General features: G+C 44.0%; 14 protein-coding genes and 1 tRNA gene. 6 read left to right on the top strand and 9 right to left on the bottom strand.

What is annotated here, in order from left to right:
* The first annotated feature begins 266 nt into the window (after window positions 1–266).
* Together QH73_RS11090 and QH73_RS11085 are read left to right on the top strand one after the other, a co-directional pair.
* Entirely contained in the window at window positions 267–719 is a 453-nt protein-coding gene (locus QH73_RS11090) for a hypothetical protein (RefSeq protein ID WP_039716378.1), read from the top strand.
* Window positions 720–757: 38 nt separating this feature from the next.
* On the top strand, window positions 758–1,018 hold the full coding sequence (locus QH73_RS11085; protein ID WP_015156093.1) for a hypothetical protein: 261 nt from the start codon (window positions 758–760) through the stop codon (window positions 1,016–1,018).
* A 51-nt stretch (window positions 1,019–1,069) separates the two neighbouring features.
* On the opposite strand, the gene QH73_RS11080 is transcribed toward QH73_RS11085, so the two are convergent.
* From QH73_RS11080 to QH73_RS11060, 5 genes are all read right to left on the bottom strand, one after another.
* A complete protein-coding gene (locus tag QH73_RS11080; RefSeq protein WP_132866915.1) occupies window positions 1,070–4,081 on the bottom strand; it encodes a CHASE domain-containing protein in 3,012 nt (1,003 codons plus the stop codon).
* A gap of 90 nt (window positions 4,082–4,171) precedes the next feature.
* Window positions 4,172–4,387: a hypothetical protein gene (locus tag QH73_RS11075; protein ID WP_132866913.1), complete on the bottom strand. Its 216-nt coding sequence runs from the start codon at window positions 4,385–4,387 to the stop codon at window positions 4,172–4,174.
* A gap of 55 nt (window positions 4,388–4,442) precedes the next feature.
* Window positions 4,443–5,936 (bottom strand): OmpA family protein, encoded by a 1,494-nt coding sequence (locus QH73_RS11070; RefSeq protein WP_309476471.1) that lies wholly within the window; start codon window positions 5,934–5,936, stop codon window positions 4,443–4,445.
* A gap of 240 nt (window positions 5,937–6,176) precedes the next feature.
* Entirely contained in the window at window positions 6,177–7,388 is a 1,212-nt protein-coding gene (locus QH73_RS11065) for a hypothetical protein (protein WP_039716380.1), read from the bottom strand.
* On the bottom strand, window positions 7,360–7,542 hold the full coding sequence (locus QH73_RS11060) for a hypothetical protein (protein ID WP_132866911.1): 183 nt from the start codon (window positions 7,540–7,542) through the stop codon (window positions 7,360–7,362). The genes QH73_RS11065 and QH73_RS11060 overlap by 29 nt, the downstream gene beginning before the upstream one ends.
* 120 nt (window positions 7,543–7,662) lie before the next feature.
* Here QH73_RS11060 and QH73_RS11055 point away from each other — a divergent pair, with 120 nt between their 5' ends.
* The 3 genes from QH73_RS11055 (at window position 7,663) to QH73_RS11045 (ending at window position 11,170) form a co-directional block, all read left to right on the top strand.
* Window positions 7,663–8,649 carry a DNA-methyltransferase gene (locus tag QH73_RS11055; RefSeq protein ID WP_039716381.1) on the top strand — a complete coding sequence of 329 codons (987 nt, stop codon included), beginning with the start codon at window positions 7,663–7,665 and terminating at the stop codon, window positions 8,647–8,649.
* 295 nt (window positions 8,650–8,944) lie between these two features.
* Entirely contained in the window at window positions 8,945–9,745 is an 801-nt protein-coding gene (locus tag QH73_RS11050; protein WP_132866907.1) for a hypothetical protein, read from the top strand.
* A 369-nt stretch (window positions 9,746–10,114) separates the two neighbouring features.
* On the top strand, window positions 10,115–11,170 hold the full coding sequence (locus QH73_RS11045; protein ID WP_039716383.1) for a DUF4082 domain-containing protein: 1,056 nt from the start codon (window positions 10,115–10,117) through the stop codon (window positions 11,168–11,170).
* Here QH73_RS11045 and QH73_RS11040 read toward each other — a convergent pair.
* Entirely contained in the window at window positions 11,167–12,399 is a 1,233-nt protein-coding gene (locus QH73_RS11040; RefSeq protein ID WP_039716384.1) for a methionine gamma-lyase family protein, read from the bottom strand. The genes QH73_RS11045 and QH73_RS11040 overlap by 4 nt on opposite strands.
* A gap of 87 nt (window positions 12,400–12,486) precedes the next feature.
* Here QH73_RS11040 and QH73_RS11035 point away from each other — a divergent pair, with 87 nt between their 5' ends.
* Window positions 12,487–13,308 (top strand): acyl-CoA desaturase, encoded by an 822-nt coding sequence (locus QH73_RS11035; protein WP_039716385.1) that lies wholly within the window; start codon window positions 12,487–12,489, stop codon window positions 13,306–13,308.
* Between the two features lie 38 nt (window positions 13,309–13,346).
* Here the strand turns inward: QH73_RS11035 and QH73_RS11030 are convergent, their stop codons facing one another.
* The 3 genes from QH73_RS11030 to QH73_RS11020 all read right to left on the bottom strand — a co-directional run bounded on the left by QH73_RS11030 (window position 13,347) and on the right by QH73_RS11020 (window position 15,373).
* Window positions 13,347–14,612, bottom strand: coding sequence for a glutamate-5-semialdehyde dehydrogenase (locus QH73_RS11030; protein WP_039716386.1), 1,266 nt, complete (start codon window positions 14,610–14,612; stop codon window positions 13,347–13,349).
* Window positions 14,613–14,616: 4 nt separating this feature from the next.
* Window positions 14,617–15,024 carry a hypothetical protein gene (locus tag QH73_RS11025; RefSeq protein WP_015156083.1) on the bottom strand — a complete coding sequence of 136 codons (408 nt, stop codon included), beginning with the start codon at window positions 15,022–15,024 and terminating at the stop codon, window positions 14,617–14,619.
* Between the two features lie 277 nt (window positions 15,025–15,301).
* A tRNA-Gly gene (locus tag QH73_RS11020) sits at window positions 15,302–15,373 on the bottom strand.
* Window positions 15,374–15,414: the final 41 nt, after the last annotated feature.

The raw sequence follows: 15,414 nt of genomic DNA, 5'->3' as shown, positions 1-15,414 counted from the left end.
GCAATAATCAGTTGTCAGTTGTCAGTTGTCAGTTATCAGTTATCACTGGTAGTTGGTAATTGGTGTTTTTCTCCCTTATCCCCCTTGTCCCCCTTGTCCTCCCTGTCTCTCTTGCCGACTCCCGACTCCCGCCTGCAATTGCGGTTACTTACGTAAATCTACGTCAGTGTGGTTCACACTTCGCAAAATATGACTCATAATATACAAACTTGAGTTAATTAGCATCTCACTTGTTTAGATAGCAGTCGCTGCAAGGTAGGGAAGTTATGCTAGGGCAGGCTTGGAAAAAATTACTTTGGCTGACGATAGTTTCGCTCTGTATCAGCGTAGCCGTGCCAATTTTTGCCCAAAACTCCCCTGTAAGAGCTTATCAGTCTAATTACTGGCAGCCAGTATCGCGGGTGAATCCTGGTGGTCCTGTCAATGTAATGTTAGTTAATCGTACCAAGTCACCGTTGAAATATAATTTTCTCGACGATCGCGACGAGAAAGATTTACCAGTCGGGGACAGCGTTCAAGAAAAAATTTCTTTCCTCCCCATCGATATTGCTATTTACGATCCTGCGCCTCAAACGCCTATTAGTAAGACTGGCGGATTGAAGTATAAAACAACTGTTGATAAACAAAACAATGATGTGACAGTCCAAGTTTTATCTAGAGAAGATAGCAGCATGAGTGTAGTCAGAATTGCCAAGACTGGATCGATTTACATTTTTTAGAACAGCATGTATTAGAAAACATAACGAAAAATATAACTATGCCGCGACACAATCCCTACAACTTGCAGATGGAAATTACCCGCTTGTTCGAGCAGGGACAATCGTTTTTTGCCACAATTAAAGTGCAAGATTGGTTAAAACAACGCAACGAAAATCCTGCTGACTACGACATTCTTTTCCATCAAAAACCAGCTCCACCAGGCTCCAAAGCCGTCATTGCAGTTGAAATTGAACTGCGGCGCAAAGACGGACAACCAGTCGATCCTTGGTTGCAAGAACAAGCAAATTTACATGCGTGAAATTGTCATTGGCCATTGGTCATTTGTGAGTGACTAGCCACCAGCCACTAGTCACCAGCCACTAGTCACTTTTCGAGTCAATTCACTTACAACCGCAGCTAATTTATCGGGATTGACTGGCTTGGCAATGTGACGTTGAAAACCTGCTGCTAACGCTCGATCGCAATCTTCTGCTCTAGCATAGGCTGTCAGCGCGATCGCGGGAATTTGTCCGCCTTGTTCTGGTGGTAGTTGTCGCAAGCGATGAATCAAAGCATATCCATCCTCTTGTGGCATTCCAATATCGCTAACGAGGACGTGCGGCTGAAATTGAGCGATCGCCTCAATCGTATCCCGTGCAGTTGCACAAGTCACAACTTTAGCTCCATACTGGCTCAAAACTGTATCGAGTAAGTCTCTGGCATCGGCTTCATCATCGACGACGACGATCCGTAAACCTTCTAGGGAGGGAGGTGCGATCGCAGTTTCTGCTTTTTGACTCTGAGGTTGTTCTGGCTCATCTAGATTGTAATCTACGGCGCGAATTGGCAGAACTACGGTAAATGTAGCCCCTTTACCCAATCCTGCACTTTCAGCTCTTACCGTACCACCATGCAGTTCTACCAAATGCCGCACGATCGATAAACCCAGTCCTAAACCACCATACTCTCTGGTCGTAGTGCTGTCTGCTTGCAAGAAGCGATCGAAGACATGGGGTAAAAACTCGGGACTAATACCTTTTCCGTTATCAGCGACTTGTATTTGTACCTGAGAATCCAACAGAAATACACGCACTTCAATCCGTCCGTCCTTGGGAGTAAATTTAACGGCATTAGCCAGCAAATTCCAGAATACTTGCTGCAAGCGGTTGGCATCTCCCATGACTGGTCTAACGCTAGAATCTAATTTCGATTCAATCTGAATGTTTTTGGCTGTTGCTGCGGGTAATACGGTTTCAATCGCAGCAACGATAACTGGTGCAATGTCTATCGTGCGGATCTCTAAATGCAGCTTTCCCGTAACGATCCGCGACATATCTAAAATATCTTCGATCAACTGCGCCAGAGATTTTGTATTGCGATCGATAGTCTCTAAAGCGCGCGCTGTCGTCTCTTCGTTAAACTTGCGGTTACGAAGTAACTGCGTCCACCCCAGCATCGCATTTAAAGGCGTGCGTAATTCGTGAGATAGGGTAGCCAAAAACTCGTCCTTGATTCGATTGGCTGTTTCTGCTTCTTCGCGAGCTACCTTTTCCCGTTGTAACAATCGTTCTCGTTCTACTTCCGCTTGCTTGCGTTCCGTAATGTCAGTATGAACGCCGATCCATTCCCGCACGCTACCATCTGTCTCCATAACTGGCACGCCACGGGCAGTCATGTATCTATACTCGCCGTCGTAGCGCCGCACCCGATGCTCAATTTCGTACATGCTGCGATGAGCTAGAGCTTTTAACCATGCTTGCGCAGTGCGATCGCGATCTTCTGGATGAATCGCTTCAATCCATCCCCATCCTTGATATTCTTCAAACTTCTGTCCGGTAAAAGCACTCCATCCAGGCAGTTCGGTAAGGACTTCCCCTTCTGCTTGAGTATCCCAAATAATGTTTGTCGTCGCTTCTACTAGAGAACGATAACGTTCTTCACTCCAACGTAGAGCTTCCTGCGCAGCTTTGCGATCGCTCAAATCTAGAATAAAGCCGATAATTTCCGATCGAGGCGTATTTGTATCTGCTAACAATGCGCCACCAATCAGAATTGGGACTCGCGTACCATCTTTACGGATATATTGTTTCTCAAATGGAGCTGCAATTCCGTGTTTTTTCAGTTCTTCAGCTGCCTGAAGATCTAAAGGAAGAAACTCCGCAGGAGTTAAACTGTTCCAATGCAATTTTCCTGCCAGCAAATCTTCTCGCTCGTAACCTACAAGTTGGAGAAAATAGTCGTTTGCATAATGAATTTTCCCCTGAAAGTCACCAAAGGCAACGCCAAAAATATTTGACTCTACCAAACGTCGAAACCGCTTTTCACTCTCTGTCAGAGCTGCTGCCGATCGCTCGGCGGCTTTGCGCGACGAAGAGAGCGAGTGCGTCATGGCAAATAGAATCATACTCATCGCCACTCCAATAAAGGCGACGAAAGGTGCGAGATTGATGTCTGAAGCCAGTTCTAATTCAGGGTGAGAGGTAAAAACTAAACTCCAAGTACGTCCGGCAAGATCGATCGTTTTGATAATCTGAAATTGCGGCTGATAGCGGTTATTTAGCGTATGAGACCTGGATGAGTGTAGCAAATTTGCCGAGCTGACGTTGTTACTATCGTAAATTTCAAAATTCACCAAGCGGTCTTCATCGCCAAAAATACCATTAATCAAATCGTCAGCTCGAAAAGGACTGTAAACAAAACCAACTAACTCTGTCTGTCTTTGTACTTTCGTGGCGGGAATATCACCACCACGATAAACCGGAACATAGATGAGAAAACCCGCTTGCTTGTGTTTGTCGATTTCTTGAACCAAAGTCACTTTACCTGAAGCAGCTGGACTACCAGTGTCTCGGGCGCGTTCCATCGCATTGCGGCGTACTGGCTCAGAGAACATATCGTAACCAATTGCGACTCGGTTGCGGCGATCTTGTGGTTCTAGATAGATAATGGTGTGATATTCCGAGCGAGGATAGTTGGGGCGGATGCTCAAAGCAATTCCCTGTTGCTGTATCTGGTTGACAAATGCATCTTTTGCTGCTGCTGGCACTCGCGCCGAATAGCCAATTCCTTGAATCCCAGGATAGCTACCGCGTAATTTCGTCCGATTGACAAAAGCTCGAAATTCTTGCGGTGTTACTGCTTCACTTGCAGCAAATAGACCACTTCCTGCCCGTAACAGAGTTATGTAAGCCTCAATCCGATCTTGAATCTTGGCTTGAGTTGTTTGGACATCATTTTCAAACCGCAACCGCTCTTTATTTTGAACCGTACTCGATACATAATAAGTAGCTGCCGTAGTAAATAAGAGCGCGATCGCCAATACAAAATAGGGAATCCAACTTCGACGCAGTTGTAGATACCTCCCAAATAAGTTCGCTTTCATTCGTCGCTTCGAATTACAGAATATCAGCCTAAGATAGCAATAAAGTTAGTCATAGTCGCGCGTGACTTTTCAGGCAATCGCTCCCCCAAACTACACTTGATAAATTAAGACTGCATATATTGCTACGTACAACATTAACAAATTCCAAAGATAATCTGAGAAGTTCTCGCTCATCTCTACACACCATGCCCTCTCTATACCGATAACTGTACGGGCGGGTGCGCGCAGATAGATTGACAACCACAGCTCTAAATTTTTGGTCAAAACCCGCACGGACAGTTTGCTCAACGGGGGATACCCCCGCACGCAACTGTCCTCCCCTACGATAACTGATAACTGTTATCTGTATTCAGACAGAAATTTAACTCTTCAATCGCAACAATTGAATCTCTGTTCGTTGGTTCCGGTTATCATAGGGAGAAAGATCTCCTCTAAGCTGGCTAAAGCCTTTTCCTACTGCAAACATTTTGTGTTGCAGACCGCGTTGTTTGAGATAATTAACAACTTCTTGCGCTCTTTGTTGGCTGAGTTTTTGATTTAAATCGGCTAATCCTTTTCTAGAAGTATGACCGATAACTCTTATAGCTACAGTCTGCAAATTAAATTCGGCTATTTGCTTAGCCAATCTATCGAGTGTTTGCTTACCTTTCCTTGTTAGTGTAGTCGAGCCAAATTGAAACTCTATCTCCCCTTGTACGCGCAAATTTCCTAGATTAGAAGTGGTTTCAAATTCAAAATTAGAATCGTTCGCTACTCCTTCCATTAGACTATCTGCTAGTTTTGGATTGTCAATGCGGATCGAACTAATGAGTTTTTGGGTTTGACTAGCAGCGCGATTGAGGAACTGGTAAGTAAATAAATTCTGAGGAACTGGAGGTACTTGTTCTATCCTACCTGTTAACGTCAACACCGCAGCTGTAGAATTTATTCTTTTCTCTAGCGTGCCATCGCTCATCCAGTTTTTCGCCTCAACTGACGTAAAAAAATCAATTCCTTGCAAGACAGATCTTGCATCGCTGGGTGATAAATTGCTATCCCGGGCAATTTGATTTTGCAACAACAGACGATCGCTAATAGACGTATCAATTAAACGATAATAAGCTTCTAAAAAAGCTGAAATTTTTTCAGGTTGCGATTGAAGAAGGCGATCGCTAGCAACAATAACATCGACAATTGCACCTGGAGTATCTCGACTTGACAAGACCACTGTATATCCTTGTTGCCGAGCTTGCGTGACAAAAGGTTCCCAAAGTATAGCTGCTGCTAGATTTGAATTAGATTGCAATTGCTTCCAGGCATCAGCAGCATCGACTACTTTTATTGTTTGAAAATCTAATAACCTAAATGCTTCAAATTTAGCATCTAGCAACAAACCTAGATATTCACTGGGAGAATCGCCAGCAAAAATGATGCCTAACTGGTTTTGCGATCGCCTCTGTTGTACTAATTGGTTCAGAGCTTGGAGCGATCTGAGGTTAGGATATTGTTTCGTGTTTAAAACAACCGCATCACCTCCGATTGTATAGTTAATTAAACCAACTATTTTCCCTTGAGGTTTTTGTTTCAAAAACTGATCTAGAGTTGTGACTAAGAAATCGGCTTGTCCTTCATTTAAAAGTCGAGCGCGTCGAGCTTGATTAAATTCATCTTTATAGTACGCTTCAATTTGAACTTCTTTGAGTGCTTGCCGCAATCGATCGCTCCGAAAAGTACTGTAGCCGCTAAAGGTGTCGCCCAAAATTGCGATCGCTTTTGAGTTACCCTTATCTCCTAACCGCTGAAAACTTTGAGTGCTAATGCTTTGACTGCGCCAAAAGAACAAGCTTCCTCCCAGTAGCAGTGATAGTATTGACACTAATATCAACCAAGTATTGGGGAGATAAAACCGATGCCGAGTTACTTTTTTACTATTAGATACACTATTTCTAAAAGTACTATTTCTATTTAAAGCATAATTTAGCTCTAGTGGCTGCTTGCATAAATCACATCGAATGGCAGTGATAGAATTGCCATCATAGCCACAGTTATGACAAGTTATGAATAATTTTGGTGGTTTTGGAGCCATATTTCTGCTTGACAAAAACCAATTATTTGCTTAACTATTTTGGTCTGAAATTTCAGCTCGATTGATTTTTAGTAAATATTGGTAGCACTCTATATATACTTCCATACAAACTGGATGCAGTTTTATCAAAATTTCCTGACACAATAATTCTGTTTGAGTCCAGCTTAAACTATGCCATTTTTGCAGAGGACAGCTTACTGTTGCTTCTATCTCGCTGAGTAATTTGATTATGTCTACCTTTTGCTCTAACCGCTGTTTTAAAATAGGTGCAAAGACTGGCTCTTGAGGACATTGTTGGCTAAACCAGCTTTGCAAAATAGCAAGAGAGCGATCTGTATGAGTTATGGAGGCAACGCGATCGCCTGTCTGTTGTATGAGCTGGCTAACTAATTGAGCGAATCGGTCGTAAATTTCAGCATTAAATGTAAAGTAGTATCGCTTGGCAAGTGCTTCTACAACTGCTTCCCAGTCAGTTTGTCGCCGACCGAATTGCCGATCGCGCGGTTCAATTCTGGTTTTTAAATTGCTGTAAGCGCGTTCCGCTGCCATCGCTTTTTGCAATAACTCTTGTTTTTGAGCCTCGCATTCCTCTGCTAATCGCTGGAAGATCGCGCTCAAAGTTTCTAATACTCTTAGCACCGAGCGCGAACCGGAGTGCTGTAGTGAGTCAAAGAACTCTTGCATCTGAACTTGGTGCTGCGATCGCATTGCTTCCACATTGGAGTGCAATTGCGCTCTGAAGCCGTCGGCTGGGTAAGAAGATGTGCGCTCTTGAGTAAATCCAACTAGATCGGCAGCTTTCTGCTCGATCCATTCTTTTATATCAGAATCTGAAGATTGCCAGCCGAATTTGTCAATCGACTTAACGTTCGCCACCAATTCTACAGAAATCAGCGTTCCTTGCTCCATTCGATCCAGAGCTGTAACAAGGGGATAAGTATTTTCTGTCTTGATGAATCCCAGTCGATCGAGAATTGTACCTACAGCAATTTGCTCTGCCGCGCGATCGCGCCATTGTGCAATCAGTTGAGCCGCCAACCAGTAACTCCACAACTTCAAATCAGGCACAGGTAAGCGGACAGGTAGGAATTGTAAGTCAGCCAACTGCTGATAACTTTTTTTCACCCTAGAAAGTAGATGGTGTAACAGCGCAACGCTCTCCTCGTCCTTGCTATTGAAGTTGAAGAGTAAAATAGCATCTTCCTGTTTACCATCATGAGGCTGCCAGCCTTCTAGCACCATGTTCCAAACTCCAACTACACAAATACGAGTGCGTAGCGGCTTCCCAAAGGGAAGTTCGCTGGCGCGGACTGAGGAAATTTACAGCTTTTGAACCTGTGTGGTGCGCTTCGCAAAGCGCCAGCGCGATCGGCAGGTTGCATCTGCATAGTTCCACGACTCGCAGTCGCCAAGTACAAGTAGATATTTCCTAAATTATTTCAACTTGTTGCATTAATATATTCTATCGACTGCAAATAAAATGAGTTACGCATTGTGTTTTAATAGCAAAGTAAATATGTTCCTATGTTGCCCTTTATACAATACTGATTATGGTTCTGCATATGTTGGTAATGCTTTAGAATTACTTGACTGCCTCGAATCCAATTCTATCGATTTAGTTATGACTTCTCCACCTTTTGCCCTACAACGTGAAAAGAGTTATGGTAATGTCGAGCAAGAGGCTTATGTCAATTGGTTATTTAATTTTTGTGAAAAAGTCTATCGAGTCTTGGCACCCCACGGTAGTTTTGTCCTCGATTTAGGAGGAGCATATCAAAGTAAACGTCCCGTGCGATCGCTCTATAACTACCGCATTTTAATTAAACTTTGCGACGATCTAGATTTCCGGCTGGCTGAGGAGTTTTTTTGGTATAATCCCTCAAAATTACCATCTCCGATTGAGTGGGTCAATAAACGCAAGATCCGCACTAAGGATGCTGTCAATACTATTTGGTGGTTATCAAAAACCGATCATCCCAAAGCAAATGTGAGTAATGTACTCGTGCCTTACTCAGAGCGCATGAAGAAATTACTCCAGAATCCAGAAAAATTTTATCAACCAAAAGAACGTCCGTCAGGACACGATATTGGTAAAGCTTTTGCTAACAATAATGGAGGAGCAATCCCTTCTAATTTATTACAAATACCCAATACTGAAAGCGGCTCTCGCTACATCCAATTGTGTAAAACAGCGAAGATTGGCGCACATCCAGCACGTTTTCCGCAGAAACTTCCCCAGTTCTTTATTAATTTTTTGACAGAACCAGGCGATACAATCCTCGATATCTTTGCAGGTTCTAATACTACAGGTGCAGCAGCTGAATCATTACAACGACATTGGATCGCGTTTGAACAAAACAGATCGTATCTAGCAGCTTCTGCATTTCGATTTGTTGATGCTAATCTGAGTCAAGCACAAGTTACTACTCTATATACTCAGTTGATGTCAAGTTCGCAGACAGTAGCTTTGAAGTCATTCGATACTCACCGCATAGTTGATTAAATACTGTTACTAATGTTTTCTCTATGCGATCGCATATAAAAATAGATTTATTGCATCAAAATTAGAATTGTAAACCTTTGACTGAATCTTGTGATATTCCTGATAGATTCAACTCGGTCTATCTAGAATAGTTATTTATCAAATTGAGCTATTTGTACAAAAAAGTAAGTTAGTATAGCTAAACTTTAAACTTTAGTGCAATCGGTCGCGTTCGTCAATATTACGGATGCGATCGCTAATCTTAGCGTGCCAACCTAAAACTCATTATTATAATGAAGTTATATGACTTAATTCTATGAAAATCAAAATCAAAATTTCTTATCTCTCGCTCTGCTATTTAGTAACGGGATTATTATTTTATCTAAATCCATTTGTCAAGGCGATCGCTGTTTCACATACAAGCATAAAATCTTCTCCTCAGATAAATAAAATAAACCTATATAATAATACTAAAATATATAATGTGGAAGCCCTCATTCCTGGCGATCGTACAACTGTCGATCTGATGCAAATTGTACCACCAATTCGTTTAGTCGAACTGAGCCAGAAATTTAAAATAGCATTGCAAAAAAATTCCGATAGCGAATGGTTATCGAGCTTAATCAAAAATACTCCCGCCGGACAACCTCTACCTTACGATTCTCGGCTTGGCGTTTCTAAAACTGAGTATCAAGAATTTCTTAGCCTCTCTCACAAATTAATCATTAAGAAGACAGGAACGTCTATCTTACAAATCAAACGCGAGGGTAATAAGTACGTATTTCTAGGCAATAATTCTTTGTCTAATTTAACTGGAATTAAACTCGATCTCGAACGCAATCTTCTGGAAACTCCTTACGGAACAACGGCAAAACTATTAGTAGTTGTAGCTCATGCAGAGCGACAACATCTGACTGGTGCGTGGAGTGGATTCATGTGGAAATTAGAGCAATTCGACCGCCATACTAACTCTAATATTAGAATCCAATTTAGTTTGGGGAAAATGACGCATAATGGACGAGGAATTTTGCATTACGATGTCACTAGAATTAGCGATCGTGTTGTGGCAAAATCTACTCCTCTCATTCTTCAATACAATTTAATTCCATTCCGTTAATTCAATAAAATCGAGTTTTTATACGCTTTCTTATTCTCGGCACTCATCGAGTTACTTGCCGAACTTTAACATAGCTTTGTTTTTCTGTCTGTAAAATTACTGAATAAATGTTGATTTTATAAATTAGTTTAATAATTTATAAAATTGAGCCATACTAGTGTTGTTCATGCCAATCTTAGTGTGAGTCATTGAAAAATCTATGCAGTTTTGTTTTGGAAAATATGAAGGATTGAGATCCCAAATCAATCACGGATTACTTAGAAATTAGAAAATTGTAATAGGTGAAACTGAGTTTAAATAGTAACTTGAATTCATTTTAAGCTGTTCGTTTGTAAATGCAGATATTAATTATAAAAAATTGGAGAAATTATGTATAAAAAATTATTATTATCAAGTTTCAGTGTCATTACAGCATTACTGGCGATCGCCGCTCCGCGCTCTCTAGCCGAACCGTCAAGTTATTCTATTTGGTCTGACTCTACACCTTTAAATGTAGTTGTAGATGAAGATACTAACCCTGTGGAGCTAGGTCTAAAGTTCCGTAGCGATGTAGATGGAGAAGTATCGGCAATTAGATTTTATCGAGCCGTGGCAAATGATAGCGGTTACATCGTTCATCTGTGGACTACCACTGGAGAGTTGCTCGGTACGGGCATGGCTGTTGAAGGACAGCAAACCGCTCCAGGTTGGCAAACCGTACAATTCTACCCACCCATACCAATTAAGGCAAAACAAACATATATTGCTTCTTATTACGTCAACTCTGGGCGATATGTCGCCAGCGAAAAATTCTTCGAGCGTGCTGGGGTAGATAATGGATTTTTACACGCTCTGCGTAATGGTGAAGCTGGAAGTAACAGTACATACATTTACGGCTACGGCGGCGGTTTTCCAACTCAGTCATACAACAGCACTAACTACTGGATAGATGTTGTCTTCAAACCTAAAACAACGAGTATTTGGAATGATTCTGTAGCGCCATCTTCTATTGCCACTTTTGATTCTAGAGCAATAGAGGTAGGTGTAAAGTTTAAAGCTACAAAAGAGGGCTTTGTGACTGGCATTCGGTTCTACAAAGCCGCCACTAACACTGGTACGCACGTCGGCTCTTTATGGACTGCTGGGGGTCAGCTCATCGCACGCGGTACGTTTGTTTCCGAAACAACTTCTGGCTGGCAACAACTTAAATTCGACCAGCCAATTCGGATCTCGGCAGATGCAATTTACGTAGCTTCCTATCACGCTCCAAAAGGTAACTACGCTTACACGCTGAATCACTTTACTAACCCTATAAGCAATTTTGGTTTGCAATTTCTTGATGGTAATAATGGCGTGTATAAATACGGTAGCTCCAGCTTCCCCAGCCAAACTTATAAAAGTAGCAATTACTGGGTAGACGTTCTGTACACTCCGATTGGAGATTAATTGGCAGCTCCTATTGCCTCGATTGCAGCTTCTAACGCGATCGCAACGTGCGTCCAATGAGTACCCCCTTGACAAAAGATCGCGTATGGTTCCCGTAAAGGACCATCAGCGGAAAATTCCGAGGTACTACCATCGATAAACGTCCCCCCAGCCATGACTAACTCGCTCTCATAACCAGGCATCTCGGCGGGTACGGGGTCGAGATAAGAACCAATGGGCGAGTTTTGCTGAATTGCCCGACAAAAAGCCACTAATTTTTGTGGCGAACCTAATCGAACTGCTTGAATCGTGTCTCGACGCGGAACCAGCGGGGCGGGATTCACCGGATATCCTAACTTGTCGAACACGTATGCAGTCAGGTGATTGCCTTTCATCGCCTCTCCTACCATCTGCGGTGCGAGAAATAGCCCCTGAAACATCAGTCGATGCTGGTCGAACGTCGCCCCGCCAGCACTACCAATTCCTGGGGCTGTGAGGCGACAGGTAGCCGCTTCTACCAACTCCTCTTTCCCTGCGACATAGCCGCCAGCAGTGACGATCGTTCCACCAGGATTTTTAATCAAAGACCCCGCCATCAAATCCGCACCGACAGCCGTAGGTTCTCGATCTTCGATAAATTCGCCGTAGCAGTTATCGACAAAACAAATTGTGTTCGGGTTTTGCTGTTTGATGATGTGGACGATCTTTTCAATCTCAGTAATGGAAAGGCTAGAACGCCAGGAATAACCGCAAGAACGCTGAATTAAAACTAAACGGGTGCGATCGCGTACCGCCGTTTCTAACGCCTGCCAATCAATATTTCCTGCTGCGGTCAGATCTATTTGACGATAATTAATGCCAAACTCTATTAAGGAGCCTTGCCCGCTGCCCCTCAGCCCGATCGCTTCTTCCAGCGTATCGTAGGGCGCACCGGCAACTGCCAGCATCTCATCCCCTGGGCGCAACACGCCAAATAAAGCACAGGCGATCGCGTGAGTTCCAGAGACAAACTGGACTCTCACTGCGGCTGCTTCTGCTTGCATCACCTCGGCAAACACCCGATCTAACGTCTGACGACCGAGATCGTCGTGACCGTAGCCACTGACAGAAGCAAAATGATGCGCCCCCACCCGCTGGTGACGAAAGGCACTCAGCACTCGTTTAAGATTTTGCTTGACCTGAGCGTCAATTCCAGAAAAAATCGGAGATAGTGCCTGTTCTGCTAGTTGCAGCTGTTCGTAGCTGTTCATCGTCAAATTTATCGCTTTAGTTTAACTTAATGAGTGGATCTTTGATTTTGGCAGATCGGGCGCTAGTTTTTGAATTTAGGTTATCGCATGACGATTGCTACCTCAACCAAACTAACAATCAACTGGGTCAATACCCTCTTTTTTATTGGTTTGCATTTTGGAGCTTTATTTGCTCTACTCCCTAGCAACTTCAGCTGGCAAGCAGTTGGTGTTGCCGTGTTTCTCTACTGGGTCACTGGCGGTTTGGGAGTTACTCTAGGATTTCACCGTCTTGTCACCCATCGCAGCTTTCAAACTCCAAAATGGCTGGAGTATTTCTTGGTCTTTTGCGGCACTCTTGCCTGTCAAGGAGGACCAATTGAATGGGTCGGGACGCACCGCGCCCATCACCTATACTCCGATACCGATCCAGACCCCCACGACTCTAACAAAGGTTTTTGGTGGAGTCACATCGGCTGGTTAATTTATCGCAGACCGATTGAATTAGATCTTGCTCGTTTTACAAAAGATATTGCTGGCGATCCAGTCTATCAGTTTCTAGAAAAAAATATGATTTTCATCCAGATCGCTCTGGGTGTAGTCCTGCTATTACTTGGTGGCTGGTCGTTTGTCGTCTGGGGAATTTTCGTACGAGTCGTGTTCGTCTACCACTGCACCTGGTTGGTCAACAGCGCCACGCACAAATTTGGCTATCGCAGCCACGAATCCGGCGATCGCTCGACCAACTGTTGGTGGGTAGCCCTGTTGGTGTTTGGCGAAGGCTGGCACAACAACCACCATGCCTTTCAATACTCTGCCCGACACGGCTTAGAGTGGTGGGAAATCGATCTCACCTGGATGACAATCTGCTTGTTACAAGCTCTTGGCTTGGCGAAGAATGTGAAGTTAGCTGGAAAGGTTGACGGCTGACGGCTGACGGTTGACGGTTAAGTGTTAACCGTCAACCATTAAAATCTGCTATTACCCTGCACGATATGCTTTACCGTCGTCAGGCTTTCGGGGCTGATCAGTCCTCGGCGGTGTCCTTTTTGATTTGACATCCCCAGAAATATTGACTCTCCTCGGGCGGGATTGCGGCAAAAGCGCGGGGAGGCGTTGATATAAGTGGAGGCACTATTCACCCGCAAAGCAAAGTGACGGCTTTCTTGATAGGACTCGGTAACGATGCAGTCGGCATGACCGCTACTATAACGATTGATCCACGAAATGGCTGCTTCTAAGTTGTCTACTACCTTAAAAGCTACTGTTTTGTTTAAATATGATTGACTCCACTCGGAATCCTTTGCCAGTTGTAGCTGGGGAAATGCTTCGACTAAGGCGCTATCTCCCCTAACTTGAAAACCTTTTTCTTGCAAGCTGTTCCACAGGGTAACGAGGGACGAGGGATTGGTCGTGCGGTGAATCAAGACTTTCTCGATCGCATTGACCGGATCGGGTTCGCTAGCATGACTGTCTAAGATCGTCCAGCGCATCATTTCGATGCTGCCAGATAACGACCAGTAAAGGTAACAGTTCCCCATCGCCGATTTCAAAACTGGGGCAGTGGACTGTCGCACGACTTGTTGAACTAAGCTGGGGCGACCGTAGGGAATGACGAGGTTTATGTATTGGTCTTGGGTAATTAATTCCTGTGTTAAGCTCCCTTCCTCTGTCTCAATTCTTTCCAGACAACCGGAAGGCATTCCGCTTTCCTCTAAGGCAATTTGCAGCACCTTAGCAATAGCAGCATTAGAGTGACTGGCTTCTCCTCCACCTTTGAGAATGAGGCTGTTACCAGTCTTGATACACAGTCCTGCTGCGATCGCCCCAAGTTCTGGAAACGCTTCGTAAACTAGGGCGATCGTTCCCAACGGCATCAGCTGGCAGTAAGTTTGAGAATCAGCAAGCTGGTAGTCAGCATTTCTAATCCGTCGCAAAGGGTCTGACAGTTCGCCGAGGCGTTGCAAAATTTCTACCGCAGCTTGGAGGCGTTCGGGAGTCAACTTCAGCCAATCCACGATTAATTCTGGCACTGCCATTTCGCGACTAGCTTCCAAGTCCAAAGTGTTGGCTTCCAAAATGTCATCGAAAGATTGCTTGAGTGCTTCTGCCATTTTTTGCACGGCACGACTGCGGTCTGCCCCCTTACTAATTCCTAGTTTTAGGGAAGCTCCGTAGGCGCGACGAGCAGTAGCGACCAAGCCTGAGTGAGTATGAGATGTGTCACCTGTCATCGACTTAACGTCTGTAAATCAGCCAGACCATTAGTGCTGGCAGTACTGCTAGGAGTACTGCTACTAATGCCCATACTAGAATACTGGCATGGTGTGGCGATCGCAGTGCCAAAGGCAACCAAAAAATTAGCAGCCCAAACACTACTAATAGTGCTACTGGAAGATAGCTCTGTCCCAAACGTGGCTTAGCTACGCTCCAGCGATTGCCCAGCCAGCGCCATGCTCTCTTGTAAGGGTAGCTGGTGGATAATTGTTCTAATACATACCCGTTTTCTTCCACAACGAAGAGTTGCTGACAGCGATCGCAACCAAATGCTTCTGTCAGCGTAATCGGAATTAATCGCCCGTGTCGGCGACAGGGACAAGGGTAATCTACACTCAGATCGATTTTTTGGGTCTTTTGAGGTTGCACGAGCCGCCGTAGAACCAAAATGTGGCTATCCTACGAGTTTACATAATACTTCCTAAGTCTAACCAAATAATTCTCAGCTTTCCATTACATTTTCCAAATGCCAAGTTATTTGCGCTCGACTCAGATTGTTTGTTGTTGCTTAACGCAACGCGAGGTTGGTAGATTTTACCTCCTATCTGAGATTCTAGAACAGATAAAAGTCCTTTGGCTCCGACTGAAGCGATCGTTTAATTAACTTATTCCTTTGAACTTTGCTTTATTTTTTCGACTTACCTTAAGCGGGTAACGCGATTCGAACGCGCGACATCAACCTTGGCAAGGTTGCGCTCTACCACTGAGCTATACCCGCAATTTACTGTGCATTTATTAATGTCGCAGATTTGGCTGAGT

Source organism: Scytonema millei VB511283 (assembly GCF_000817735.3).
Taxonomy (GTDB): domain Bacteria; phylum Cyanobacteriota; class Cyanobacteriia; order Cyanobacteriales; family Chroococcidiopsidaceae; genus Chroococcidiopsis; species Chroococcidiopsis millei_B.
This window is presented reverse-complemented; position numbering and strand designations above follow the sequence as displayed.

What these genes read in the sequence shown, in the direction of transcription:
- QH73_RS11080 (WP_132866915.1), bottom strand. Translation starts at nt 4,081, where the DNA reads ATGAAAGCGAACTTATTTGGGAGGTATCTACAACTGCGTCGAAGTTGG.
- QH73_RS11065 (WP_039716380.1), bottom strand. Translation starts at nt 7,388, where the DNA reads ATGGTGCTAGAAGGCTGGCAGCCTCATGATGGTAAACAGGAAGATGCT.
- QH73_RS11045 (WP_039716383.1), top strand. Translation starts at nt 10,115, where the DNA reads ATGTATAAAAAATTATTATTATCAAGTTTCAGTGTCATTACAGCATTA.
- QH73_RS11085 (WP_015156093.1), top strand. Translation starts at nt 758, where the DNA reads ATGCCGCGACACAATCCCTACAACTTGCAGATGGAAATTACCCGCTTG.
- QH73_RS11050 (WP_132866907.1), top strand. Translation starts at nt 8,945, where the DNA reads ATGAAAATCAAAATCAAAATTTCTTATCTCTCGCTCTGCTATTTAGTA.
- QH73_RS11030 (WP_039716386.1), bottom strand. Translation starts at nt 14,612, where the DNA reads ATGACAGGTGACACATCTCATACTCACTCAGGCTTGGTCGCTACTGCT.
- QH73_RS11055 (WP_039716381.1), top strand. Translation starts at nt 7,663, where the DNA reads ATGTTCCTATGTTGCCCTTTATACAATACTGATTATGGTTCTGCATAT.
- QH73_RS11090 (WP_039716378.1), top strand. Translation starts at nt 267, where the DNA reads ATGCTAGGGCAGGCTTGGAAAAAATTACTTTGGCTGACGATAGTTTCG.
- QH73_RS11040 (WP_039716384.1), bottom strand. Translation starts at nt 12,399, where the DNA reads ATGAACAGCTACGAACAGCTGCAACTAGCAGAACAGGCACTATCTCCG.
- QH73_RS11035 (WP_039716385.1), top strand. Translation starts at nt 12,487, where the DNA reads ATGACGATTGCTACCTCAACCAAACTAACAATCAACTGGGTCAATACC.